Source organism: Methylobacterium aquaticum (genome assembly GCF_001043915.1).
Lineage (GTDB): Bacteria > Pseudomonadota > Alphaproteobacteria > Rhizobiales > Beijerinckiaceae > Methylobacterium > Methylobacterium aquaticum.
Map to the genome: position 1 here is coordinate 25227 of NZ_LABX01000252.1, position 24486 is coordinate 49712.

23 protein-coding genes and 2 tRNA genes are annotated in these 24486 nt (G+C 67.8%); 17 read left to right on the forward strand and 8 right to left on the reverse strand.

Annotation, left to right across the window (positions count from 1 at the left end; all coding sequences use genetic code 11):
- Window positions 1-31: 31 nt before the first annotated feature.
- Window positions 32-116: transfer RNA gene (locus VP06_RS27710), tRNA-Leu, on the forward strand.
- Between the two features lie 424 nt (window positions 117-540).
- On the opposite strand, the gene VP06_RS27715 is transcribed toward VP06_RS27710, so the two are convergent.
- From VP06_RS27715 to VP06_RS27725, 3 genes are all read right to left on the reverse strand, one after another.
- Entirely contained in the window at window positions 541-1884 is a 1344-nt protein-coding gene (locus VP06_RS27715; RefSeq protein WP_048467031.1) for a sigma-54-dependent transcriptional regulator, read from the reverse strand.
- Window positions 1885-3747, reverse strand: a complete 1863-nt coding sequence (locus tag VP06_RS27720; protein ID WP_048467032.1) for a sensor histidine kinase — start codon at window positions 3745-3747, stop codon at window positions 1885-1887.
- A gap of 128 nt (window positions 3748-3875) precedes the next feature.
- Window positions 3876-5207, reverse strand: coding sequence for an MFS family transporter (locus tag VP06_RS27725; protein WP_048467033.1), 1332 nt, complete (start codon window positions 5205-5207; stop codon window positions 3876-3878).
- Between the two features lie 388 nt (window positions 5208-5595).
- Here VP06_RS27725 and VP06_RS27730 point away from each other — a divergent pair.
- From VP06_RS27730 to VP06_RS39090, 4 genes are all read left to right on the forward strand, one after another.
- Window positions 5596-5680: transfer RNA gene (locus VP06_RS27730), tRNA-Leu, on the forward strand.
- A gap of 169 nt (window positions 5681-5849) precedes the next feature.
- On the forward strand, window positions 5850-6047 hold the full coding sequence (locus VP06_RS27735; protein ID WP_048467034.1) for a hypothetical protein: 198 nt from the start codon (window positions 5850-5852) through the stop codon (window positions 6045-6047).
- A 399-nt stretch (window positions 6048-6446) separates the two neighbouring features.
- Window positions 6447-7568 carry an aminotransferase class V-fold PLP-dependent enzyme gene (locus VP06_RS27740; protein WP_048467035.1) on the forward strand — a complete coding sequence of 374 codons (1122 nt, stop codon included), beginning with the start codon at window positions 6447-6449 and terminating at the stop codon, window positions 7566-7568.
- Window positions 7569-7813: 245 nt separating this feature from the next.
- Window positions 7814-8218, forward strand: coding sequence for a transposase (locus VP06_RS39090; protein ID WP_082167663.1), 405 nt, complete (start codon window positions 7814-7816; stop codon window positions 8216-8218).
- Between the two features lie 160 nt (window positions 8219-8378).
- On the opposite strand, the gene VP06_RS37395 is transcribed toward VP06_RS39090, so the two are convergent.
- Window positions 8379-8627: a hypothetical protein gene (locus VP06_RS37395; protein ID WP_197093302.1), complete on the reverse strand. Its 249-nt coding sequence runs from the start codon at window positions 8625-8627 to the stop codon at window positions 8379-8381.
- A 75-nt stretch (window positions 8628-8702) separates the two neighbouring features.
- Between VP06_RS37395 and VP06_RS27745 the strand changes: the two genes are divergently transcribed.
- Window positions 8703-9560 (forward strand): class I SAM-dependent methyltransferase, encoded by an 858-nt coding sequence (locus tag VP06_RS27745; protein WP_197093303.1) that lies wholly within the window; start codon window positions 8703-8705, stop codon window positions 9558-9560.
- Here the strand turns inward: VP06_RS27745 and VP06_RS27750 are convergent.
- Complete coding sequence (locus VP06_RS27750; RefSeq protein WP_156295811.1) at window positions 9515-10123, reverse strand: DUF7220 family protein; 609 nt, start codon at window positions 10121-10123, stop codon at window positions 9515-9517. The genes VP06_RS27745 and VP06_RS27750 overlap by 46 nt on opposite strands.
- 343 nt (window positions 10124-10466) lie before the next feature.
- On the opposite strand from VP06_RS27750, the gene VP06_RS27755 reads away from it, so the two are divergent.
- The 3 genes from VP06_RS27755 (at window position 10467) to VP06_RS27765 (ending at window position 12860) form a co-directional block, all read left to right on the forward strand.
- Window positions 10467-10763, forward strand: a complete 297-nt coding sequence (locus VP06_RS27755; protein ID WP_048467037.1) for a hypothetical protein — start codon at window positions 10467-10469, stop codon at window positions 10761-10763.
- Between the two features lie 60 nt (window positions 10764-10823).
- On the forward strand, window positions 10824-11534 hold the full coding sequence (locus tag VP06_RS27760; protein WP_048467038.1) for a YidB family protein: 711 nt from the start codon (window positions 10824-10826) through the stop codon (window positions 11532-11534).
- Between the two features lie 642 nt (window positions 11535-12176).
- Window positions 12177-12860 carry a response regulator transcription factor gene (locus VP06_RS27765; RefSeq protein WP_048467039.1) on the forward strand — a complete coding sequence of 228 codons (684 nt, stop codon included), beginning with the start codon at window positions 12177-12179 and terminating at the stop codon, window positions 12858-12860.
- Window positions 12861-12966: 106 nt separating this feature from the next.
- Here the strand turns inward: VP06_RS27765 and VP06_RS27770 are convergent, their stop codons facing one another.
- Both VP06_RS27770 and VP06_RS27775 read right to left on the reverse strand, forming a co-directional pair.
- A complete protein-coding gene (locus VP06_RS27770) occupies window positions 12967-14292 on the reverse strand; it encodes a flagellin N-terminal helical domain-containing protein (RefSeq protein WP_048467040.1) in 1326 nt (441 codons plus the stop codon).
- Window positions 14293-14996: 704 nt separating this feature from the next.
- Window positions 14997-16322, reverse strand: a complete 1326-nt coding sequence (locus VP06_RS27775) for a flagellin N-terminal helical domain-containing protein (RefSeq protein WP_048467041.1) — start codon at window positions 16320-16322, stop codon at window positions 14997-14999.
- A 497-nt stretch (window positions 16323-16819) separates the two neighbouring features.
- Between VP06_RS27775 and motA the strand changes: the two genes are divergently transcribed.
- The 8 genes from motA (at window position 16820) to VP06_RS27815 (ending at window position 23430) form a co-directional block, all read left to right on the forward strand.
- Window positions 16820-17692 (forward strand): flagellar motor stator protein MotA, encoded by an 873-nt coding sequence (gene motA / locus VP06_RS27780; protein ID WP_048467042.1) that lies wholly within the window; start codon window positions 16820-16822, stop codon window positions 17690-17692.
- A gap of 71 nt (window positions 17693-17763) precedes the next feature.
- The gene (locus VP06_RS27785; protein ID WP_048467043.1) at window positions 17764-18699 is read left to right on the forward strand and encodes a flagellar motor switch protein FliM; all 936 of its coding nucleotides are present in this window, start codon (window positions 17764-17766) and stop codon (window positions 18697-18699) included.
- Window positions 18683-18991, forward strand: a complete 309-nt coding sequence (locus VP06_RS27790) for a hypothetical protein (protein ID WP_048467044.1) — start codon at window positions 18683-18685, stop codon at window positions 18989-18991. The genes VP06_RS27785 and VP06_RS27790 overlap by 17 nt, the downstream gene beginning before the upstream one ends.
- A 282-nt stretch (window positions 18992-19273) precedes the next feature.
- On the forward strand, window positions 19274-19627 hold the full coding sequence (gene fliN / locus VP06_RS27795; protein ID WP_048467045.1) for a flagellar motor switch protein FliN: 354 nt from the start codon (window positions 19274-19276) through the stop codon (window positions 19625-19627).
- 4 nt (window positions 19628-19631) lie between these two features.
- Window positions 19632-20669, forward strand: coding sequence for a flagellar motor switch protein FliG (locus VP06_RS27800; RefSeq protein WP_048467046.1), 1038 nt, complete (start codon window positions 19632-19634; stop codon window positions 20667-20669).
- Window positions 20670-20761: 92 nt separating this feature from the next.
- Window positions 20762-21826, forward strand: coding sequence for an EscU/YscU/HrcU family type III secretion system export apparatus switch protein (locus VP06_RS27805; RefSeq protein ID WP_048467047.1), 1065 nt, complete (start codon window positions 20762-20764; stop codon window positions 21824-21826).
- Window positions 21823-22263: a hypothetical protein gene (locus VP06_RS27810; protein ID WP_048467048.1), complete on the forward strand. Its 441-nt coding sequence runs from the start codon at window positions 21823-21825 to the stop codon at window positions 22261-22263. Before VP06_RS27805 ends, VP06_RS27810 begins: the two co-directional genes overlap by 4 nt.
- A 438-nt stretch (window positions 22264-22701) precedes the next feature.
- On the forward strand, window positions 22702-23430 hold the full coding sequence (locus VP06_RS27815) for a response regulator transcription factor (protein WP_048467049.1): 729 nt from the start codon (window positions 22702-22704) through the stop codon (window positions 23428-23430).
- A gap of 494 nt (window positions 23431-23924) precedes the next feature.
- Here VP06_RS27815 and VP06_RS27820 read toward each other — a convergent pair.
- The coding region (locus VP06_RS27820) for a transglycosylase SLT domain-containing protein (RefSeq protein WP_425350956.1) at window positions 23925-24486 on the reverse strand (562 nt) is incomplete at its 5' end.

Consider the following 24486-nt stretch of genomic DNA (forward strand, 5'->3'; position numbering starts at 1 on the left):
TCACCGGGGCGCTGCACAGCAGCGCTTTCGGGCCCAGGTGGCGGAATTGGTAGACGCGCTGGTTTCAGGTACCAGTGGTGCAAGCCGTGGAGGTTCGAGTCCTCTCCTGGGCACCAACACCCTTCGACGGTGTTGATGCCGACAGCGATGATGAATCGCTATCACCCGGTACAATCCTGACTCTTGACGAGTGAATACTGGTCCTGGAGCCAGTTTGGTCGATTTTGTGTCGATCGAGATCACGGTCCGCGATCAGGCCATGCTTCTTCGGCGCCGCGCCTTCCCGCCGATCACCTCAGGATCAGGTCCCGGGCGGAAGAACAGAGTGATACGACTTCCGGACGTCGGATCGCCAGCCCGCGCGGCGCCTGAGTAAAGCTGCTATCCGCATCGCGAAGCGATCAGTCGGAAATCGGATGATGCCTGTTTCACGGCATTGTCGGGGGCCGTGAAGCGAATGGCCCGGATGCCGACGACTGTCCGCGTCATCCCGGGGCGAGCCTCGCTGAAAACTCCAATCCGCTGACCCGAGCACGTCCCCTACCCCGTGAAATCCCCACGGCTCAAACCATAGCGCTGCATCTTCTCATTGAGGGTGCGCCGGGGCAGGTCGAGGAGGCGCATCGCCTCGGCGATGTTCCCCTGCGCCTGCTGCAACGCCTGCTGGATCAGGCCCCGCTCATAGGCTTCGACCCGGACGGCGAGCGGCTGCGTCCCGGCCTCGCTGGGCTCCGGGGCGGCGCCGAGGCGATCAAGGCCGAAGGCGTAGCGCTCGGCGGCGTTGCGCAGCTCGCGCACGTTGCCGGGCCAGGGCTGCTCGACGAGGTCCCGGATGTGCCGGGCGCTCAAGGGGCGCATCGCGCGGCCATGCGCCTCGGCAGCCTGGGCGGCGAAGTGCTCGAACAGGAGCGGGATGTCCTCGCGCCGCTCGCGCAAGGGAGGGATGCGCAGGCTCGCGACGTCGAGTCGGTAATAGAGGTCGGGGCGGAACCGCCCGGCCTCGGCCTCTTCGCGCAGGTCGACCTTGCTGGCGCACAGCGTGCGCAGGTCGGCCACCACCGAGTCGTTGGCACCAAGCCGCTCCACCCGGTGCTCCTGGAGCACCCGCAGCAGCTTCACCTGGCCGGAAAGCGGCATCGCCTCGATCTCGTCGAGGAACAGCGTGCCGCGATGAGCATATTCGAGCTTGCCGATCCGGCGCTTGAGCGCGCCCGTGAAGGCGCCGGCCTCGTAGCCGAACAGCTCGCTCTCCATCATCGTGTCGGGGATGGCGCCGCAATTGACCGGGACGAAGCGGCCGTCGCGCCGGAGCGAGAAGGCGTGCAGGCACTGCGCCACCAGCTCCTTGCCGGAGCCGGTCTCGCCGTTGATGACCACGTTGACCGGCGTCGCCGCGAGGTCGAGCACCTCGCGCCTCAGGGTTTCCATCGCCCGGGACGTGCCGATCAGACGGCTCTCGATGGCGTGGCTGTCGGTGCGGGCGTGGAGCCGGCGCAGGCGCAGGGTGAGGTGGCGCTTCTCGCAGGCGCGGCCGATCGCATCGGTCAGGCGCTCGGGCACGAAGGGCTTTTCGATGAAGTCGTAGGCGCCACGCCGCATCGCCTCGACGGCCATTGGCACGTCGCCATGGCCGGTGACGAGGAGGACCGGCAGTTCCGGGTCCCGCTCCAGGGCCCGCTCCAGCACCGTCAGCCCGTCCATCCGGGGCATCCGCATGTCGGTGACGAGGATACCGGAAACGTTCGCGTCGATCTCGGCGAGCGCTTCTTCCGGCGCCTCGAAGGTCGAGACGGCGTAGCCGGCGAGCGTCAGCCACTGCGCCAGCGCCTCGCGCACCGTCTCCTCGTCGTCGACGAACAGGACGCGCTCCACCCGTGACGCCATTCAAGCCTCCGCTGCCGGCAGGACGAGGGTCAGCACGGCGCCGCGCGTGCCGTTCTCGGCCGTGAGGCTGCCCCCGAGATCGCGCACGATGAGCGAGGACAAGGACAGGCCGAGACCGAGCCCCTCCCCGGCGGACTTGGTGGTGAAGAAGGGATCGAAGATCTGCGCCATGTGCTCCGGCGGGATCCCGCTCCCGCAATCCGCGACAGCAAGGCGCCAGGACCGGATGGGCCCGCCGCGAGAATCCGCTTCGCGCGTGGCGCAGAGGTCGAGCCGGCGCTCCGGGACGTCGCGCATCGCGTCGAGGGCATTGACCATCAGGTTCAGCAGCACCTGCTCCAGGCGCACCGGCTCGGCCCGCACCCGGGCGTCGGGCGGAATCCGGCACTCGACCGTGACGCCCTCCGCCCGCAGCCGGACCCGCAGCAGGTCGAGGGCGGCGTCCGCCGCGGCGGCGAGGCGGACCGGTTCGCGGTGCTCGGGGCCGGTCTTGCGGGCGAAGTCCTTGAGGTGGCGGATGATCTCGGCGATGCGCTGCGTCACCTCGGTCATGCGTTGCAGGTTGCGGCGCACCGTCGCCTGGTCGCCGCGCTCCAGGAGCAAGGCGGTGCTGGCCAGGAAGGTGCGCAGGGCCGCGAGCGGCTGGTTGATCTCGTGGTTGATCGCCGTGGAGATCTGGCCGAGGGCCGCGAGGCGGCCGGCATGGATCAGCTCGTCCTGGGTCGCGCGCAGGGCGGCGGTCGCGCGCTCCCGCTCGGCGATCTCGGCCCGCAGGCGGGCATTGGCCTCGCTCAGGTCGTGTGTCCGCTCCGCCACGCGCCGTTCGAGGGCGAGACGCATGGAGTGCTCGGCCCGCAGGCGGCGCCGCTTCTGGCTCGCGGCGGCGAGCGCGAAGGCGAGGGCCAGGCAGGCGACCCCAGTCGCGGCGGCCACCAGCACGGCCTGGCGCAGCGAGGCCCCGGTCGGCGCGACGTACCAGAGCGTCCAGCCGAGATCCGGCATGGCGACGGGCTCGACGAGGCCGCGCCCGGCCCGGCCGGCGGAGGGGAGCCGGATGCTCCCGCCGGGAGCGGGCGGACCCTCCGCCAGAAGGGGCCGCAGGTCGCTGTCGCCATATTGCCGGGCGGCGCGGATCCGGTCGGTCTCGGCCGCTGCCAGGGGCCGGAACGGGCGGTACTTCCAGCCGGGCTCGCTCGCCAGGAAGACGATCCCGGCGGCGTCCGAGACCAGGATCTGCTCGCCCGCCCGCCGCCACTCGCCCTCCAGGCCCTCCATGTCGACCTTGACCACCACGACGCCCGAGCCCTCCCCACCTTGGGCAGCCACCGCCTTGCCGATGAACAGGCCGGGCTGCTGGGTGGTGGAGCCGATGCCGAAATACCGCGAGGCGCCGGTCGCCACGGCGTCGAGGAAGTAGGGGCGGTAGGCGTAGGAGGAGCCGACGAAGCTGAGCGGCTGGTTCCAGTTGCTGGCGCTGAGCGTCAGCCCCCTGGCATCCATGAGGTAGATCGCCGCGACCCCCGAGGCCCGGGCGATGGCCTCGAACTTCGCGTTCACGGCCGCGACGGCGCCCGGCGCGCTCGGATCGGCGAGGAGGCTCTGGACCTGCATGTCGAGGGCGAGCACGCTCGGCAGGGAGCGGGAGCGGTCGACGGCCGCGCGCAGGACCGCCTCGACGATCACGAGGCGCTGGCGAGCCGCATGCCGCACCTGATCGTTGCCGGTCCGCAGGGCCAGGAGGAAGACCGCGAGGATGACCGCCAGGATCGCGGCCGCCCAAACCCACCGCCGGATCCCGGGCCCGGCGAGGCGCGCGCGCCGCGGCGCGGCGGCCGGGAGGTCGGCAGGATGGGCTTGGCTCATGGCCGGGCGCCTCGCTGCGGGGGGAGAACGCGGATCGTGACGCCCCCGGACTGCCTCGAAACGGAGATCGTCCGCAAGCGAAAGCCGGAGGGAACCCGGGACGGCCCGGGTCCCGAACCTGTGTGGCGTCAGTCGGTCATCCGGCCGTTGCCGTCCAGGTAGCCGTATTTGCGGGTATCGGGCATCCACAGCGAGGCGGCGAACGCCACCGCGGCCATGGCCGCCACATACCAGAAGAACAGGCTCTCGTTGCCGTAGGTCTTGAACGAGAGCGCCACGTATTCCGCCGTGCCGCCGAAGATCGCATTGGCGATGGCGTAGGGCAGGCCGACGCCCAGCGCCCGCACCTCGGCCGGAAACAGCTCGGCCTTCACCACGCCGCTGATCGAGGTGTAGAAGGTCGCGATCACCAGGCCGGTCAGGATCAGCCCGAAGGCAGCCCAGGGGTTCGTCACCAGCGACAGGGTGGAGAGCAGCGGCACCGCGCCCAGCATGGCGAGCCCGCTGAACAGGATCATGTTGTTGCGCCGCCCGATCCTGTCCGAGAGGGCGCCGAAGATCGGCTGGAGCAGCATGAACACCACGAGGGACAGGGTCATCACGGTCGAGACCATTTTCAGGTCGAGCTTCACCGTGTTGACCAGGAATTTCTGCATGTAAGTGGTCATGGTATAGAAGTAGAGCGAGCCGCCCATCGTGAAGGCGAGGGTGATGATCAGCGCCCGCTTGTGCTGCACCAGCGCCCGCAGCGAGCCGGCTTCCTTGCTCGTCATGGTCGCGTGCGAGGCGGATTCCTTGAGCGAGCCGCGCAGCAGCATCGCCACGATGGCCGCCACGGCGCCGAGCAGGAACGGGATGCGCCAGCCCCAGGCCCGCATCTCGTCGCCGGTGAGGACATGTTGGAGCGCGAAGACCACCAGCACCGCGAGAAGCTGGCCACCGATCAGGGTGACGTACTGGAACGACGACAGGAAGCCGCGGCGGCCCTTGCCGGCGATCTCGCTCATGTAGGTCGCCGCGGTGCCGTATTCGCCGCCGACCGAGAGGCCCTGCGCCAGCCGGGCGACGAGGAGCAGCACCGGGGCGAGCACGCCGATGGTCTCGTAGGTCGGCAGGATGCCGATCATCAGCGAGCCGGCGCACATCAGCAGCACCGAAAACACCATCGAGGACTTGCGGCCGCGCCGGTCGGCGATGCGCCCGAAGATCCAGCCGCCGAGCGGCCGCATGAAGAAGCCGACCGCAAAGATGCCGGCCGTGGCGAGCAGCTGGCCGGTGGCGCTGCTCTTCGGGAAGAACGCGGAGGCAAAGTAGATCGACGTGAAGGCGTAGGCGTAGAAATCGTACCACTCGACAAGGTTGCCGGACGAGGCGGCGACGATGGCCTTGATCTTCTGGCGGTCCGAAGTCTCGCCCGGCGCCGGGGTCACCCCGATCGCCGCCTGTGCAGCCGTGGTCATGGACGTTCTCCCTGGATTCGAACATTCCGCATCGCAAGCGGACGCGATGGATGCGCCACCCGACAATCCCGGGCCTTTCGGCTTCTGACGGACTGCGCCAGAGTGCGACGAGAGAACCATGGCAAGCGGAATGCCAGCCCGAAGAATTCGTAAATCCATTCATTATCAGTAGTTTACTGGAGAGCCGCGGCGGCCGTCGGGCGGGAAGTCGCCGATCCCCCCTCTCCGTCGGCGGATTTCCGCCGATGATGACCGGAACCGTCCGCGTCTCCCGGGCCGGAGCCCAGCGGCCTTCCGCACCCGTCCGGCGCCGCTCAAGCCCGTTGACGCCGACGCTGGCGCCCTCTAAACGAACGTCACCGGGACGCCGCTGAAGCGGCGCTTTCGGGCCCAGGTGGCGGAATTGGTAGACGCGCTGGTTTCAGGTACCAGTGGTGCAAGCCGTGGAGGTTCGAGTCCTCTCCTGGGCACCAACACCTTTGAGGTGTTGATGCCAGCCCCTTCGAGGGGATGAGCCTGATCACAGAGCACACTCAGATCGACGACCGCCGAGATCCCGTCCACTGGGATGCTGATATGAGCGAGATGTCGAACCGGTCTGGACCACGCCGCGTTGGGCTGCGCCAACCGGAGGACATGCCCATGCCGCACAGCGACGATCGGCTCACCGCCCGCCCCCACCTGACCCGCGGCGACGAGGACGAGGCCGCCGCCAAAGCCGGGGTGACGCCGGCCGACCACGAGGCCGCGCGGAAACCCGACGCCCTCGATCCCGGCACGAGCACGACCGGCGAGGAGCCGCGGCGCCGTCACGCTCCGGCAGGCGAAGGCGAGATCTGATACCAACGGTCGAAAGAAAACGATCTTTGGTTCCGTTCTCCAATTTTCGCTAAGCCTTTGGCTTAGAGCGCTTCACGATCGCGTTGCAATCGCGAAGCTTCTCTCGCTGTTTGATTTTGCCGCATTTTCTACGACGAACCGGTATCCGCTTGGTCGGACAATGCTCTGGTATCGAAAATTGGAGATGGTTCATCGGTCCGATGCGTCAGCATCTTGGCCCGATGGTCAGCATCTTGGCCCGATGGTATGACATGACGGCGTGGGGGCCCGTCCGCCGGCCCTCCTGCTCCGGGCTCCCGTCGTGGTAGGGCGGGCTTGAGCCCCGATCCTCCCATCCCCCGTTCGGTGAGCCCCGACGCAGTTCCCCCTGCCTGTCCGGGCAACCGCAGGTCCCCCCACATGGATGCCATCGCCCCTCCCCTGCCGTGCCAGCGGCACCTGTTCGAGGTGCCGGACGACATCAGCTACCTCGACGCGGCGGCGTGGTCGCCGCTGCCCCGGTCTGTCCGCGAAGCGGGAGAGGCGGGCCTGCTGGTGAAGAGCCGGCCCTGGGCGCACCCGCGCGAGGCGGTCCCGGCTCAGGCCGAGCGAGCGCGGGCGGCGGCGGCCCGGCTCATTGGCGCGGCCACGGACGACGTGGCGATCGTGGGGTCGGTGAGCCACGCGATGGCCACCGTCGCGGCGAACTTGGCCGTTGTGCCAGGCGGGCGCGTGCTGCGCGTCGCCGACGAGTTCCCGTCGCTGTGCTACGCCTTCGACCGGCTCGCCCGTGCGACTGGCCTGATCGTCGAGGAGGTCTCCCGTCCCGAGGACGGCGACTGGACGGCGGCCCTGCTGGCGGCGATCGGACGCGCCGGGGCTCCGCCTCTGGCGATCGCGACCCTGACCCCGTTGCATTGGACCGATGGCGGGCTGATCGATCTCGACCGGCTCGCGCCGGCCGTCCACGCCGCGGGGGCCGCCCTGGTGATCGATGCGACCCAGGCGGCGGGGGTTCTACCGGTGGATGTGGGCCGCTGGCGCCCCGACTTCCTCGCCTTCCCGACCTACAAGTGGACGCTTGGTCCCTACGCACTCGCCTTCCTGTACGCCGCTCCGCATCGGCAGGACGGTGTCCCGATCGAGGAGAATACCGGCAACCGCTCGCCCGCGTCAGGCGCCCGGCGCTACGACCGGGGCGAGTTGAACGATCCGGTCCTGTTGCCGATGGCGGCAACCGGGTTGGAACTGGTCCTGTCCTGGGACGTGCCGGCGGTGGCGGACCGGCTGCGTCGCCTCACCGATCGACTGGCCGAGGACCTCGTCGGCCTCGGACTCGCCGCGGCGGCGGCGCACCTGCGCGCGCCGCACATCGTCGGGCTGCGCGCGCCAGGCGGCGTGCCCCCCGGCCTGACGGATCGCCTGCGGCGAGACGGCGTCTATGCGAGCGAACGGTCCGGGGCGCTGCGTCTCAGCCCGCATGTCTGGGCCGACGAGCGTGACGTCGAACGCTGCGTGGCGGCATTGCGCCGCTCCCTGTAGCGCACCGGCAGCAGCCGCGAGAAGCAGGCGCCTGTCGCGGTCGGCACCAGAAAAATCGCCCGCAAGCCATTGCTTCTGCAATTCTACTTCTAAGAGCCTGTTTGAGTGCGTCTGCCGGTCCCCCTCTCTCTCCTGTGAGATGAACATGGGGTCCGCCTGGTTGGGCGGAGAGATCAGATGTGGGCGGACCGGCATCGAACGCGCCACGAGACGCGCCTGAAGGATGTCGTTGCTAAGACCGGCCTGTGGACGAGACGGCTCGCTTCCTGGAGCGCGCCGATCCGCCCCGCAGCCCGAGCGCGACGCCCGCGCGCAAGATCGTCGCGGCGATCGCCTGGCATGTGCGGGTCGGGGGCGCCTGGCGGGCCCTGCCAGAGAGCGTCGTGCCCTGCCGCACGGTCTACGGCTGGTTCCGGCGCTGGATCGAGAAACGGTTGTTCGAGATCCTGATGCGGGCCCTCGCCCGCCGCCAGCTGCGACGACGCGCTGCCGGCGCTGGATGCCGGCAAGGAGCCGTGGCAGAGGCTGCGCCTGGCGATCCTGGGTGGCGCCTTCACGGCCGAATGCTGCCAGGAGTGGTGCCACTGGCACGGCATGGGCCATCGCGTCGTCGAGACGCAGCCCGACCAGAAGAGCTTCGTCGTGCTTGAGCGGCGCTGGCTGGCAGAGCGCATCCTGGGATGGTTGGCCATTGGGGCGGCTTGCTGCGCGAGCGCGCCGGGCGCCTCGATGTCGCCACAGGACGCCTTGCCTGCGTCGCCTGGCTAATGGCGCTCAACGCTCTCAACAGCCAAGAGTAGCATAGATCGCTCAAACAAACCCCATTATCTCGAACTCAAGCCCGCATTCGAGGTCATCGCCGAAGAGATGGTCAAGGGTGACACGATAACGACCAAGATTATGACCATGATCGATGTGATTGATCAGGCCAAAGGATCGAGAGGCCGTTAGCGCCTCGACGAGTTCTACATGAAAATTGTCCGTGAAACCACCTCTTAGGACGGGATGAGAATTCCAGTCGGCACCGCCGCGCGGTCTGGACTGGCAATCTTCCATCATGGTAATCCCTCCAAGGGCATCACAACAGGAGGGACTACTGTGTATCACGCTCCGATTTCTAACAGAAATCGCAAGATGACATTAGGTCTCCCCCTCGAAAATTATCGCGGTCTCGAAATCGGAGCCCTCAATAATCCCATCATTCCCGCCGGACAGGGAAAGATGGATTATGTTGATTACACAGATTGCACTGGTCTAAAGGAACAGCACAGGGCCCTGCCGGAGCGTGTGGCCGGTATCGTCGACGTCGATTACGTCTGGACCGGAAGCGGCTCGCTCGCGGACGTCGTCGGCTCCAGGGATGTCTATGACGCCATCATCGCCAGTCATGTTATCGAGCACGTCCCAAACACGCTAGGTTGGTTTCGCGGCGTCATGGACGTCCTGAAGCCTGGCGGGTATTTCAATCTCGCAATCCCTGATTGTCGGTACACATTCGATATCAACTGCCCTGTCAGCACGATCGGTCAGATGATCGAGGCCGACATGTGCAACTATCGATATCCGAGCATCCGTCAGATGTTCGATCACTGCGTTGCCATCGCGAAGATCGAGCCAGGTGAGATCTGGCGTACTCCGATCGACAAATCAAAGGTTGAGCCATACAACGGTGAGTATGCTTTATGGCTCGCCGAAAGTCAAGCCAAATCCATCTTCGAGAATGGCACCTACGTCGACAGCCACTGTTGGATATACACGCCTGATAGCTTCCTTCGCCTGATCAGGCAGGCATCTCTGCTCGGTCGCTTCGAATACGAGTTGGTCAATTTTCACAACACCGGACAGGGAGAGTTCGAATTCTTTGTGTCGTTTATGAAGCCGACCGAAATCATAGATGCGCACGACTTCAAGATGAGGCAGTGCTACGCGATCGACGTGAGACTCAATCAACTTGCCGAGATGAGAAGACTTGCCAAGCTCGCCGCCGAATAAATCTCGGCCTTGGTGTTGGCGTCGACCATGATCGAGACCAGACGCCTGGCAGTGGGACGTATCCAGTAGCTGCCGTCGACCGCCGCCAGCTTGTTCCAGATCCGGTGGTCCCTCGACATCCTCGCGAAGAACCTGCGGATGGCGTAGCCACGCATCAGGCTCAGGATCGTGAACAGGACGGTGACGCCGACGTTCTGCCTCGGCGTCGCTTGAATCCCCACCAGGGGGTTGAACACGAAGGACCCGGCCAACGAGATCACGAAGGCGACGCTCGTATTGGCCAGGACCTCCAGCGCGCTCATGGCCCGGGTCTGGCTCACCGGACGATCCCCGGGCCAGGCTTCGGAGCCCTGTTCGGCCGGAAGGCTGTACCGGCTGCGCTGGCGGATCAAGGATGTGTTCCGTACTCTCAAGCCCGACGGGCCGGTCTGGACGAAACCCAGCTGCGGGTGCCCGACAAGCTGTTCCGGCTGCGTGCCTTGGTGCTGGCGGCAGTGCGGATCCGGCAATGGGTGGATGTCCGCGACGGCAGCTTGCGACCGATGCAGGACGTGCCGAACCACGCCTGTCTGCTTGTGGCGGCAGAACTGGGGCGGGCCTCGCGAGGGCAGCATGGCCCGCCTGCGAAACCTCACCCCGCTGGCAGCTTGAGATGACTGCTGTGGATCGTGGCCCGCCAGGGCGGCTCAGCAGACTTGCGTCGGCAGGCCACCGCTTCGCCCGCTTAGGCTCTTGTTCTATCGCAGATTTTTGCCGCCGAAGCGGTGACCGCGTCGGCGAAATCGGCTTAGAATGCCCCCAACACGCCACCCGGCCCCAAGGTCGTCGCCGCGGCTGGGAGCGCGTCTCGGCCATGCTCGCCCGCGACTCACTTCCGTCAAGGCCGTCGCTCCGCAGGAGACCGCCATGCCCTCGCCCGCCAGCCTCCTCCTTCCCGTTCTTCTTCTCCTCGGGGGCGCCGCCCCGGCCCACGCGATCTCGGACCGGCGCGACCAGCCGACCCAGGCTGACCTGCCCGACGGCACCCGCGGCGACGGGGCCGGGGTCGCCCCACCCCAGGCGATCACGCCCGACACGAAGGTGATGCCGGGTGAGACCGGGCTGAGCGGCGGCGCGCGCTCGCGGGCCAATCCTCTCGACCAGATCGAGCCCAAGGACCGGCGCGCCACGGGCGGCGGCGACGGGGCCGGCGACCGGCGTTGAGGCAACCGCGGCCGGCCGCTATGGTTAACCACCCGCGCGGCACGCGCGAGGAGAGGTGCCATGGGTCTGCTCGATCAGGTCATCGGTTCGGTGCTCGGCAACGTCCTCGGGGGCGGCAGCCGGCAGGAGGAGGAGCGCGACGGCGGTTCCGGGGGGATGTCGCCCCTGGTCAAGGCGCTGCTGATGCTGCTCGCCGCCAAGGCGATGCAGGGCGGCTTCGGCGACATCTTCGGCAGCGGCGAGCGGCCGGTGCCGCGGGGCGGCCGCGATGACGGATACGCCCCGGACCCGCACGGCTACGGCACGCCCGATCCGCGTGACGCCGCGCCCGTCCCCCGGCGCGGCGAGGATCCGAACAATCCCTATTCCGATCTCGCCGGGATGCTCGACGGTCCCGGCGGCCCGGATGCCCCCTCCCCCAGCGGGATGCGCAACCCGTTCGACCAGAGCCCCGGCCCGTCTTCGCGCATGGACCGGGAGCAGCCCGAGGATGCGGCGGGGGGTGGCCTCGACCAGCTCATCGACCGCTTCCGCCAAGGCGGTCTCGGGGAGCTGATCGAGTCGTGGATCGGCCCGGGTCACAACCGGTCGATCGCGCCGCACCAGCTCGCCCAGGCACTCGGTCCCGACACGGTCGAGACCCTGAGCCGCCAGACCGGGATGAACCGGGACGACCTGCTGGCGCAGCTCGCCCAGGTGCTGCCGGGCGTGATCGACGGACTGACCCCGCAGGGCCGGCGCCCGAACCACGACGAGATGCGCGGCTGGTAAAGCCGGCGCCCCGTCGGGGCGCCGCTCTTCGGATCAGCGGCCTCCCCGATCCCGCACCGGGATCGGGGAGGCCGCTCTTGTCTATGAGAAGGCGCCTGAGCCCGCCTGGCTGGCGAAGGGAGGCGCCCTTCGATGGCGAGATCCTCCGGCGCGCCCCCGGATGTAACAGTGAAGAGATTCGCCACCGGCCGGGGCGGCCGATTCATCCGAGGCGGTGTCACGAATCATTTCTCTGGAAAAAGCGGGCCGAGCACCGCCTTCGACGGGGTCGGTGCGGGGGCGTGCCCGATGGTCGGCGACGGATCTCCGGAATGTTGCACGGAGGCAACAGCCTCACGGCACGGCAGAAACCTTTCCAAACCCTTGATTTCAATCGATTCTGCGACCGCGCGTGGCCGCCCCGACACGGAGTGTGGCCGCGAGTGGACACCACGGCCCTCTGGATAACAAAAAATTAACCATTTCGGCGCGAAAGTCGTTTAAACAAACCATTAACCCGATCGCGCCTCACCGCGCGAGCCGACCATCGACGCAAGTCCACTGCGAAGATCCGGCAAGCTTTGACAAATCAACGCGAGACAACCCCGTTGCCACTCGTGGCACCGGAACTGAACAACTCGTCTAAAAATCTTGGGGGCTGACGTGTACATCGTCGTCGACGAGCGGGAAAGCGTGGCCGCACACTATGTGGAAGGCTTCAGTGTGGAGGGCGTGGCAGCCCGGGGGCTGGACGTGCGGGACGTCCGGACCTGGATCGACGCCACGCCGCCTCAGGACCTGGCGGCGGTCCAGGGCTTCCTGATCGGCGACTTCGCCGACCGGATGGCGTTCACGGCGGCGTTGCGCAGCCTGTCGGGCGCGCCGATCATCGCTCTCAACGAGACCCGCTCCCTCGAGCAGACCCTCGCGCTGTTCACCGCCGGAATTGACGACGTGGTGCGCAAGCCCGTGCATGTCCGCGAGATCATCGCCCGGGCCGGCGCGATCCGCCGCCGCACGAATCGCAGCGAGGCGAAGCCCGCGAGCACCCCGGACAAGAGCGGCCGCCTGACCGTCCACACCGACGGGCGCGATCCCGAGATCGACGGCCAGAGCCTGATGCTGCCCCGGCGCGAGCGCGACATCCTGGATTACCTCGCCCGCAACCGCGGCCGGCCGGTGACCAAGGGCCAGATCTTCAAGGCGGTCTATGGCGACCTCGATACCGCGGTCGACGAGAGCGTGGTCGAGGGCCACATCAGCAAGCTGCGCAAGAAGCTGCGGATGCGCCTCGGCTACGACCCGATCGAGGCCAAGCGCCTGGCCGGCTACACCTTCGTCGGTTGACCCCCCTCCCCGCCTGTGGTCGAGATGACGAAAGCCCCGGGCGACCGAGCGCCCGAGGCTTCGTGATCGAAGGCGACGGCCGCCGGTGGGGCGGCGGTCGAGGATCTTAGCGGAAGAGCGAGAGGACGTTCTGGCTCGCCGCGTTGGCGATCGAGAGCGCCTGCACCGCCAGCTGCTGCTGCGTCTGGAGCGCCTTCAGCTTCGTCGACTCCTCCTCGATGTCGGCATCCACCAGCGTGCCGATCGTCCGGTCGTTCACCTTCATCAGCGTGTCGACGAAGTTCTTCTGGCCATCGATCTGCGTCTTGTTGGCGCCGAGCTTGGTGCCGGCATCGGTCACCTTGGCGATGGCCGCCTCGACCGAGTTGATGTAGCCCTTCAGGACGTTGTCGCTCACCGCGCCGGTGGCGGCATCGTAGATCTTCAGCGACGCCACCGAGCTGGCGCCGCCCGTGTCGAGGATGCCGCCGCCCGCACCTGCGCCAGCGGCCGTGCCGGTCGCCGTCGCCGTCGCCGCAGCCGCACCGTAGCCGATGTTGACGGTCGCCGCGGCGTCCATCACCAGGTCGATCTTGGCGGTGGTGCCGGTGGCGGCGCCGCCGATCGTCTCGAACACCAGACGGTTCGAGCCGTCCAGGCTCGCCTGGATCTTGCCGGAGGTGTTGGCCGAGGCCGCGATCTGGTTGTTGATCGCGTTGACCAGCTCCTGCTGCGTCACCGCGGCGAGGTTCTGCACCGCCGAGGCCAGGCTCGTCTTGGTCAGCGTGATGGTGTCGGCGGTGCCGTTATTCGCCTTCAGCGAGAAGGTCGCGACGCCGGTGGTGCTGAAGTCGGTCGTGCTCGAGAGCGCCGTACCGGCCACCGTCTTGGCGGTGGTCGCCTGGGTGCCGCCCGAATTCGAGTCGTAGAGGCGGATCGCCTGGGTCGAGACGTTCACGACGGAGAAGGTGATGGCACCGGTCTTGTCGCGCGAGAAGCCGGCGACCACCGACCGGATGTCGGTATAGGAGGCATCCGCGGAGTTGACCGAGAGCCAGTTCTGACCCGACGACACCGACGAGTCGGCGACGGCCTTCATCTGGTTCTGGATGGCGGCGATCTCGGTCTGGACCTTCGAGCGGTCGATGCCCGGCTGCAAGGCGGTCTGCAGCTTGGTCCGCATGTTCTGGAGGTTGGTGATGACGCTCGTGACGCCGTTATAGGCGGTGTCGACCGCCGACGAGCCGAGGCCCAGCGAGTCCTTCACCGCCGAGAGCGAGGCGTTGTCGGTGCGGACCGTGGTGGCGATCGACCAGTAGGCGGCGTTGTCCGAGGCGGCGGCGACGCGCTGGCCGGTGGAGACGCGGTTGCTGGTCGTGTCGAGATTCTGGTTGATGGTCTTGAGCGTCGTCAGCGCCGTCATCGCGGCGGTGTTGGTGAGAAGGCTGGTCATCGGTTGGGCTTTCCGGGAGAGTGTGTCGAAAGAGGTCCGTTAACGGGCTCGCGCCGGGGCGCGGTGGCCGTCAGGAACCTTGACCCCCGGTACTCGGGGTCACGCTGCGGGGGGACATCCGGACTTTCACCGGCGCAGCGGAGCGACGTCATGTCTCCGGGACGGAACCCGGCCGCTGGAAGCTTTCGCCGGCACCGCGCCCCCGCCGGGGAGCGCCCTTGCCGATGACCTGATAATGGCAAGAACGACTTAGCAGGTGATTAAGGTTAAACCCCCCCGCCAGTCCGGATCTGGAACCGGCCGGGATCGTGCCCGTGTGGTGGCGCGAGAGGCCCGTTTCCTCTCGGATCGACGGAACAGGCCGGCGGCGGAACCGGTCGGATCGATGCCTCGAACGGACCGATGCGCCAGCGAAAGCGGCAGGTTCGGCTCCGCTCATCAAAGTGGCCGAGCCAGCGGCGACCACCCTGACGGATAGGCCGGGGCGGCGTGGCAGACACGCTCTCCCAAGGGCCGGCGGCCACCACGTTTCGAGGGGCGCGGCCCAGGCGTCGGTTGCGGATCCGGCGGGAGAGCGCGCCACCGACGAAGCGGGGGAGCGGCACCGCCCCCGTCGCGAAAACCGTGGACGCGAAGAAGGCCGCGCCCGGTGCCGGGCGCGGCCTTCTTGGCATCCGGTGCCCGGCCGACGCCGGGCCAATCGCTTAGCGGAAGAGCGAGAGAACGTTCTGGCTCGAAGCGTTGGCGATCGAGAGCGCCTGCACCGCCAGCTGCTGCTGCGTCTGGAGCGCCTTCAGCTTCGTCGACTCCTCCTCGATGTCGGCATCCACCAGCGTGCCGATCGTCCGGTCGTTCACCTTCATCAGCGTGTCGACGAAGTTCTTCTGGCCGTCGATCTGCGTCTTGTTGGCGCCGAGCTTGGTACCCACGTCGGTCACCTTGGCGATGGCCGCCTCGACCGAGTTGATGTAGCCCTTCAGGACGTTGTCGCTCACCGCGCCGGTGGCGGCATCGTAGATCTTCAGCGACGCCACCGAGCTGGCGCCGCCCGTGTCGAGGATGCCGCCGCCCGCACCCGCGCCAGCGGCCGTGCCGCTCGCCGTCGCCGTCGCCGAGGCCGCACCGTAGCCGATGTTGACGGTCGCCGCGGCGTCCATCACCAGGTCGATCTTGGCGGTGGTGCCGGTGGCGGCGCCGCCGATCGTCTCGAACACCAGACGGTTCGAGCCGTCCAGGCTCGCCTGGATCTTGCCGGAGGTGTTGGCCGAGGCCGCGATCTGGTTGTTGATCGCGTTGACCAGCTCCTGCTGCGTCACCGCGGCGAGGTTCTGCACCGCCGAGGCCAGGCTCGTCTTGGTCAGCGTGATGGTGTCGGCGGTGCCGTTATTCGCCTTCAGCGAGAAGGTTGCGACGCCGGTGGTGCTGAAGTCGGTCGTGCTCGCGAGCGCCGTGCTGGCCGTCGTCTTGGCGGTGGTCGCCTGGGTGCCGCCCGAGTTCGAGTCGTAGAGGCGAATCGCCTGGGTGGAGATGTTGACCGTCGAGAACGTGATGGCACCGGTCTTGTCGCGCGAGAAGCCGGCCACCACCGACCGGACGTCGATATAGGCCGAATCGGCGGAGTTGACCGAGAGCCAGTTCTGACCGGACGACACCGACGAGTCGGCGACGGCCTTCATCTGGCTCTGGATGGCGGCGATCTCGGTCTGGACCTTCGAGCGGTCGATGCCCGGCTGCAAGGCGGTCTGCAGCTTGGTCCGCATGTTCTGGAGGTTGGTGATGACGCTGGTGACACCGTTATAGGCGGTGTCGACGGCCGACGAACCGAGGCCCAGCGAGTCCTTCACCGCCGAGAGCGAGGCGTTGTCGGTGCGGACCGTGGTGGCGATCGACCAGTAGGCGGCGTTGTCCGAGGCGGCGGCGACGCGCTGGCCGGTCGAGACGCGGTTGCTGGTCGTGTCGAGGGTCTGGTTGATGGTCTTGAGCGTCGTCAGCGCCGTCATCGCGGCGGTGTTGGTGAGAAGGCTGGTCACGGCTGATTCATCCGGTGTTGCGCGGTGGCGGGAATGTGCAGGAGTCCGGGCTCGTACCGGTTCAGCGGATCGGCGCCTGAGTCCGCGGGCCTCATCGGCCCGCGGACCAGCAACGTACCGTCTGAGCTTTCAACACATCCGGCTTCTCACCGGGGCCAGCGGGTCGACATCATGTCTAGGGCTAGTCAAGCCCTCCACTGATCCTGCCGCCGAAGCCCTTGTGGGCCCCGGCGACAGGTGTGACTATCGCGAGACTCGCCTTATCAAGCACTTAAGCCGCCCCTGGCCCAACGACAGCCTGGGGAAAACCAGGATGACACTCGGATAACCCGCGACGGAATCAGGTTGAATCGGCCGCGAGGGCCGCGGGACGCGGCGGCGGGGCGGTCCCAGCCCGGCACACGGCTCCCAGCCTGGCACCCGGGCCCGCCCGAAAAAGCCCCGCGCAAGCCACCGGCCTTAGAGCCGTCCTGGATCAAGACGGAGCATCGCAGGACATGGGGATCATTGTCGGCCTCGTCATCGCCATCGGCTGCATGCTCGGCGGCTTCGTGGCCATGGGCGGCCACCTGATCGTGATCTGGCAGCCCTGGGAATTCGTCATCATCGGCGGCATGGCGGCCGGCACCTTCGTGATCGCCAACCCGATGAAGACCGTGGTCGATTCCGGCAAGGCGACCATGGAGGCGTTCAGTGGCAAGGGCCCGAAGCGCAAGGACTTCCTGTCGCTGCTCGGCCTGCTCCACGCCCTCCTGCGCGAGATCAAGACCAAGCCGCGCAACGAGGTCGAGACCCACTTCGACGATCCGGCGAATTCCGAGATCTTCAAGAACTATCCGGATGTGACGAAGGACCAGAACCTGGTCCTGTTCATCTGCGATTACTGCCGGCTGATCCTGATCGGCGGCGCCCGCTCGCACGAGATCGAGGCGCTGATGGAGGAGGAGATCGGCACGCACAAGAAATACGCGCTCAAGCCCTACGGGGCGATCAACACGGTGGCCGAAGCCCTGCCGGCGCTCGGGATCGTCGCGGCGGTGCTCGGCATCGTGAAGGCGATGGGCGCGCTCGACCAGTCGCCGCAGATCCTCGGCGGCCTGATCGGCGCGGCGCTCGTCGGCACGTTCTTCGGGGTGTTCGCCTCCTACGGCGTGCTGGCACCGCTCGCCATCAAGGTGAAGGGCGTGCGCGAGAAGCAGTGCTCGGTCTACACCATCGTCAAGCAGAGCCTGATCGCCTACATGAACGGCGCCCTGCCGCAGGTGGCGATCGAGCACGGCCGCAAGGGCATCGCCGCCGCCGACCGTCCGACCATCGACGAGGTCGAGGCCGCCACCGTTCCGGGCGCCCAGAACCGCGAGGCGGCATGAGGATCCTCATGCCGTTCCTCCTCATGACGATCCTCCTCCGCGACGCGCCCTGAGAGCCGGGACACCTCTCCATGGACCCGACGATCCTCACGAACCCCGCCGACATCCGCGCCCGCATCCAGGAGGCCGCCGGCCTCTCCCTGGACCGGCTGCCGATGTTGCAGCTCATCTTCGACCGCCTGGCCACCGCCTGCGGCGACAGCCTCAAGCACCTCGCCGCCTCGTCGATCCTCTACTCGCTGAACGGCGTCGAGAGCGGCCGCTTCGGCGACTTCCTCGACGCCTACGACGCAAGGGCGGTGGTGGGCATCTTCCAGGCCCCGGCCTGGGACGGCCACATCCTGGTCGGCCTCGACCGCGACTTCGTCTTCACCATGGTCGAGGTGCTGTTCGGCGCCGACGGCACGGAGCAGCCGGTCGACGACGAGCGGGCCTTCTCGGCGATCGAGCTGCGGATCGCCCAGATCATCCTGGAGCAGGTCGGCCGGGCACTCGAAGCCTCCTTCGGCCTCGTCTCGAAGACGGCGTTCACCCTGGAACGCACCGAGACGCGGATGGAATTCGCGGTGATCGGCCGGCGCAGCAACAAGGCGATCCAGGCGAAGTTCCTGATCCAGGCGCTCAGCCGCGGCGGCGAGATGTTCATCATCATCCCGCAGACGGTGCTCAACCCGCTGCGGCCGAGCCTCGCCAAGGTGCTGACCGGCGAGACCAGCACCCGCCGCGACCCGCGCTGGACGAGCCAGATCGCCGCCGAAGTGCAGAAGACCACGGTGCAGCTGCGCGCCGTGCTGGAGGAGCGCCACCTGACGCTCGGCGAGATCGCCGGGCTGAAGGTCGGCCAGGTGATCGCCCTCGACGCCACGCCGGCGACGCGGATCAAGCTCGAGGGCAACGACAAGCCGCTGTTCTGGTGCCATGCCGGGCAGTCGCAGGGGGCCTACGTCCTGAGAATCGACGAGGCCATTCAGGACAAGGAAGGGGCAGAGCATGGTCTCGCTGGTTGACGGAGTGCTGCTCGCCGCCCTGGTCGGCACCAATGCCTGCGTGCTGCCGCTCTACTTGAAGCTCAAGCGCCTCGATCGCGCCCAGGCCGAGTACGGACAGGCGGTCGCGGCCTCCGGCCACGCGCTCGCCAGCGCCAGCGAGGCGGTGCGCAACTTCACCGGCGAGGGCCGCGCGGTCCTGGAGGCTTTGAGCGCCAAGATCGACGAGGCGAAGGCGACGATCGACGCCCTCGAGGCCGGCCAGCGCGTGGTGGCCCCGGACAGACCGGTTGCCGAGCGCAGCGGCCGCTGACGGCAGGCGCCCGACCGTGCCATCCCGGGGCGCGGCGGGCCGGCCCGTCGATTTCACCGTTTGGCCTGAACGAACCGGTATTCCTTTCGTTGGACACTGCTCTGGCGATCCGCTCCGCCCGGACCGTGCCGGCGGGGCGCATCGCCATGCCGGCACGCCGGTCGCCTCGCGCCCGGGGCGCCCGCAACCGGGTGAGAGCGAACGGACGCCGCCGCAAGCTTCGGATCAGCTTGGGCGCTTAGGACTGTCAGGGACATTTCGAGACTGCGACGCGAGCCCGCGATGAGCACGAGCCCCTTCCCCGATGCCGGCGCCAGCCCCGTCCTCCCGAGCCAGGGGTCCCAGCCCGGGCCGCAGCCGGCCGATGACGGACGCAACCTCGATTCGATCCTGCGCATCCCCGTCCTGGTCCAGGTGGTGCTCGGCTCGGCGACCATGCCGGTCTCCAACCTGATGAAGCTCGGCCGCGGCGCGATCGTGTCCCTCGACCACCGGGTCGGCGAGCCCGTCGACGTGATGGTCAACGGCCGGGTGATCGCCCGGGGCGAGATCGTCATCGTCGAGGAAGAGAATTCCCGCTTCGGCGTCTCGCTGACCGAGGTGGTCGGCCCGGCCGACGCCGCACAGAACGGCTGATCGCGTGAACTTTGCGGCGCCCCCCCCGGCCTTGCGCAGCGCCTCCCGGCAGCTCGCACCCGTCGACCAGGTCGCGACCCTGCTCCTGGCCATGGGCAAGCCCGCGGCGGGGCGCCTTCTCAAGTATTTCGAGCCCGACGAGATCAAGCGGATCACCCAGTCGGCTTCGCGGCTCGGCGCGGTGAGCCCCGACCTGGTCGACACCGTGGTCGAGACCTTCGCCGAGGAATTTGCCAGCGGCTCGAGCCTCGTCGGCACGGTGAACGAGGTCGAGAAGCTCCTGACCGGTCTGCTGCCGGCCGATCAGGTCGCCGACATCCTGGCCGACCTGCGCGGCAACGCCAACCGCTCGGTCTGGGAGCGGATGGCAACCGTGTCGGAGAGCACGCTGGCGAGCTACCTCGTCAAGGAACACCCGCAGACCGCCGCCCTGATCCTGTCGCGGGTCAAGCCGGCCATCGCCGCCAAGGTGATGGGGCACCTGCCGCTGCCGGTGCGCAACACCGTGATGCGGCGGATGCTGAGCTTCAAGCCGGTGACCGACGACGTGATGCAGGCGGTCGAGCGGGCCCTGCACGAGGACTTCCTGATCAACGGGTCGCGCAATTCCGGCGCCGACACCCACGCCAAGATGGCCGACATCATCAACAAGATGGACCGCCAGCAGATGGACGAGGCGCTGACCAGCCTCGCCGATTCGCGGCCGAAATCGGTCGAGATCCTCAAGGGCCTGCTCTTCACCTTCGACGACATCGTCAAGCTGGCGCCGCGCGCGCGCACCACCCTGTTCGACGCGGTGCCCAACGACCGCCTGGTTCTGGCCCTCAAGGGCACCGACGCGGAGTTCCGCACGGTGGTGCTGAGCGCGCTCTCGGCCCGCGTCCGCCGCATGGTCGAGCACGAACTCAACGGCGGCGAGCCCGCCGCCCAGCGCGACGTGATGGAGGCGCGCCGCAGCATCACCGACCTCGCCATGGACATGGCGGGCCGCGGCGAGATCGAGATCAACCCGGGAGGCGAGGATGAAGCTCTCATCCGCTGAGTGGTGCCCGACGGGCACGCTCGCGCCGCGGTCCCGCGAGGATCGCGTGAGGCGACCGGCCGGGGCGGGGCTCGCGCCCCGCGTCTCCGCCCATGGCTGAGGATACCGACCAGGAGAGCAAGACCGAAGCCGCCACCGAGCGGAAGGTGCGCGACGCGATCGAGAAGGGCGACGTGCCCTTCTCCCGCGAGGCCCCGGTCTTCGCCTCGATCCTCGGCCTCCTGGTCTGCCTCAGCCTGGTGGTGCGGGGGCAGGCGGCGGCCCTCGCCCGGGACCTCGCCGCGTTCTTCGACCATCCGGGCGGGTTCTCCCTGGCCTCGGCCGAGGACGCCCTGACCCTGATGCAGGCCACCGGCTTCGCCCTCGGCCGGTTCCTCACCCCGATCCTGCTGGTCCTGTCCGGCTTCGGGCTCGTCGCCTCCCTCGCCCAGAACGTCCCGAGCCTCGTCTCGGACCGGATCGCCCCGAAATGGAACCGCATCTCCCCGGCCTCGGGCTGGAGCCGGATCTTCGGCCGCGCCGGCCAGATCGAGTTTCTGAAAGCGGTCCTTAAAGTCTCATCAGTCAGTCTCGTCGTCCTCCTGCTCCTGCGCTCGGAACAGGCCAAAGCCGTGAGTGCCATGTTCGTCGACCCGAGCCAGCTCCCCGAGCTGATCCTGACGACCGCGATCCGCCTGGTCTCGGCCGTGAGCATCGCCACCATCGTGATCGTCGCGGGCGACCTCGTCTGGGCGCGCCTGCGGTGGCAGCGCTCGCTGCGGATGTCGCGCCAGGAGATCAAGGACGAGCACAAGCAGATCGAGGGCGATCCGACCGTCAAGGCGCGCCTGCGCTCGCTCGCCCTGGACCGCACCCGCAAGCGGATGCTCGGGCAAGTCAACCGCGCCACCGTCGTCATCGCCAACCCGACCCATTTCGCGGTGGCTTTGCGCTACGAGCCCTCCGAGGGGCCGGCGCCGATGGTGCTCGCCAAGGGCCAGGACCTGATCGCCCTTCGCATCCGCGAGATCGCCGAGCAGAACGGCATCCCGGTGATCGAAGACAAGCCTCTCGCAAGGTCGCTGTATGATGCTGTCCAAGTCGACCAGATGATCCCTGCGGAGTTCTACCGCGCGGTCGCGCAGATCCTGTTCTTCCTGTTCGCGAGACAACGATGATCCCTCAAGACCACGATCTCGCGCAGGCCCGGACGATCTCCCGGGACGTGATCGCGGCGGCCGAGGCGGTGTTCGCGACCGCGCTCCGTGATTTCATCACCGAATTCTGCCTGCTCGACGGCAGCGTGCTGATCGGCTGGGTGCGGGGCGAGCGGCACGGCAACATCGCCGATCTGGTCGCCTCCTCGGCCGAGCCGTTCTTCAAGCAGGCCACGCTCACCTATGCCGATGCCGCCGATGTCTGCCTCGACTGGGGCCGCTCGATGCAGGTGGTCCTCGACATGGAGTTCGCGGCGAAGCCCGTGACGGTGTTCTTCAAGCTCGTCCTCGACGGCTGCTTCGTCGGGGTCGCGATCCAGCGCATCCTGGCCGAGGACGGCCCGCCCCTGCAACTCGACGCCTTTGCCCGCGCCCTTTCGGAGGCCCGGGTCGCCTGAAGCCGCTGCCCGGCGCGAAGGCCGCTCCCGATCGTTGCCCAACACCGCGATTGTCGCCGCCTCGGGTCAGCCGGACCGGCGACCTCCCGCGCGGTGTCGAGACAGGCGGTTCTCTCGATCGATGAAAGCCGAATCGGCCGCGCTGCCTCTCACGCCGCGACCCGCCGAGCTAACCCTGGCTTAACGCGTCCCTCCGCACACACCCCAGGGGTTTTCCTAAAAAAGCCCCGCGAAGCGGGCCTGTTGCGATGCGGCGGTCATTGACCGCGCGCAGCCGCCCAGACATGACTTCGGTCGGGGCAAATCGGAACCCGCAGGCATTCGAATCGGCGCGGGCCCTGCCGCGTGCCGGACGACCCAAGGTTCCGGTCTGCACGACAAGACGAGGGACAGGTCGGTGCGGCGTCGTCCGACCGGGCTCGATTGAGGGTGCAACAGATGTATTTCTTGGTTGATGCCAGGAAATCGGTCAATGCGGGTTTCAAAGCTGGATTCGACAGAGAGGGAGTGTCGTCCTTTTCTCTGTCGCCGGAAGAGTTCACGAGCTGGATCGAAACGGCGACCCGCAGCGATCTCGATGCGGTCCAGGGTTTCCTGCTGGGCGATTTCGAGGAGCGCGCCCGCTGCGCCAGCACGATCCGTCGGCAATCCCGGGCTCCGATCATCGCCCTGGCCGATTCGCGGTCGCTCGAACAGACCCTGGTGCTGTTCGATGCCGGGATCGACGACGTTCTGCCCAAGCCCGTGCATGTCCGGGAGATCCTTGCCCGGGCCGAGGCGATCTGGCGCCGCGTCAATGGCGAGCCGCCACCGGCGCCCGACCCGGCCGCCCCAGTGCCGGACGAGGCGCAAACACCGCCTGCCCCGCAAGGCCGGGCGTCCGAGCGGCTGAAGGTCTTCTTCGACGGGCGCGATCCGGAGATCGACGGCGTTCCCTTCGTCCTGCCGCGGCGGGAGCGGCACATCCTGGAATTCCTGGTCCGCAACCGGGGCCGGCGGGTGACCAAGACCCAGCTCTTCAACGGGGTCTACGGCGTCTACACCGATGGCGTCGAGGAGAGCGTGGTCGAGGGTCATGTCAGCAAGCTGCGCAAGAAGCTGGCGCAAGCCCTCGGCCACGACCCGATCGAGGCCAAACGCTATATCGGTTACACCTACGTCGGGTAAGGGACGCTCGCCGCGCCATACCGGGCACCGCAAGGTTCCATCATGACGTAGCGGACCGCACCGTTCCGGCCCATCCGTACACAATACCGACATGTCGCGACTGCGCCGACGACACGCTTTGTACCACCGGGCCAGTAGCACCCGGCAGAGCTGCGCGGCGCAACGCCCCGTGGTTCCTTGTTGTCGCGTCATCGTCGCCGCCGAGCCGGCGACCATCTCGCATTGTCGATGCCGCGCGCGGACATCCGCCCCCTCGGACCGGCATCTCGACCTTGGCGACACGTCGAGAATGAAACAATCCGGTGTCGACGATCGCCGGTCTTCTACCAACGGTCGTTGAAACCGACCTTTGGTGCCGTTCTCGAATTTTCGCCAAGCCCAAGGTCCCGGACATCTGCGCTTGGCATCGACAATTCGAGAGTGGATCAGCGGCCGCGTCGATCTCGGGCCTGCCCGAGATCGAATCGATGCGTCAGCATCTTGGGCCGTTGGTATTACTTGCAGAACGTCTTGGCGCCCGGGGTCCACTGGCCGAACCCGGAGGCCACCATGTTGGCGATGACCCGGCAGACATATTGCTTCTGGGCCGGGTTGTTGTTCGGGCCGGCATGGTACCGGGCCACCGCCAGGGTCCAGCTTCCCTCCCGGGCCTTCAGCTCCTTGAGGAAGACCGTCGCGTATTCGACGTTCTGGCGCGGGTCGATCATCGCCTCGAGCGAGGAGAACTTCGCCCGGTGATAATGGTGGTTGATCTGCATGCAGCCGAGGTCGACGAGGCGCACGCCGCTGGCCTGCGCCTCCCCCAGGCGCCGGATCACGTCGGCGGCGCTCGACCCGAAATACGCCTTGCCGCCGATATTCATCGCGTAGGGCTGCAACGAGCCGCGATTGCCGCTCTCGGTCAGCCCGACGGCGTAGAGCATGCCGAGGGGGACGCCGTGCCGCGCCGCGGCCTGCGTCATCTGCTGCTCGCAGACATTGCCGGTGGGCGGCAGCGGCGCCTTGGCGGCCCCTGAGACCGTGGCGGCGGCGTGAGCGCCCGCCACTGCGCTACAG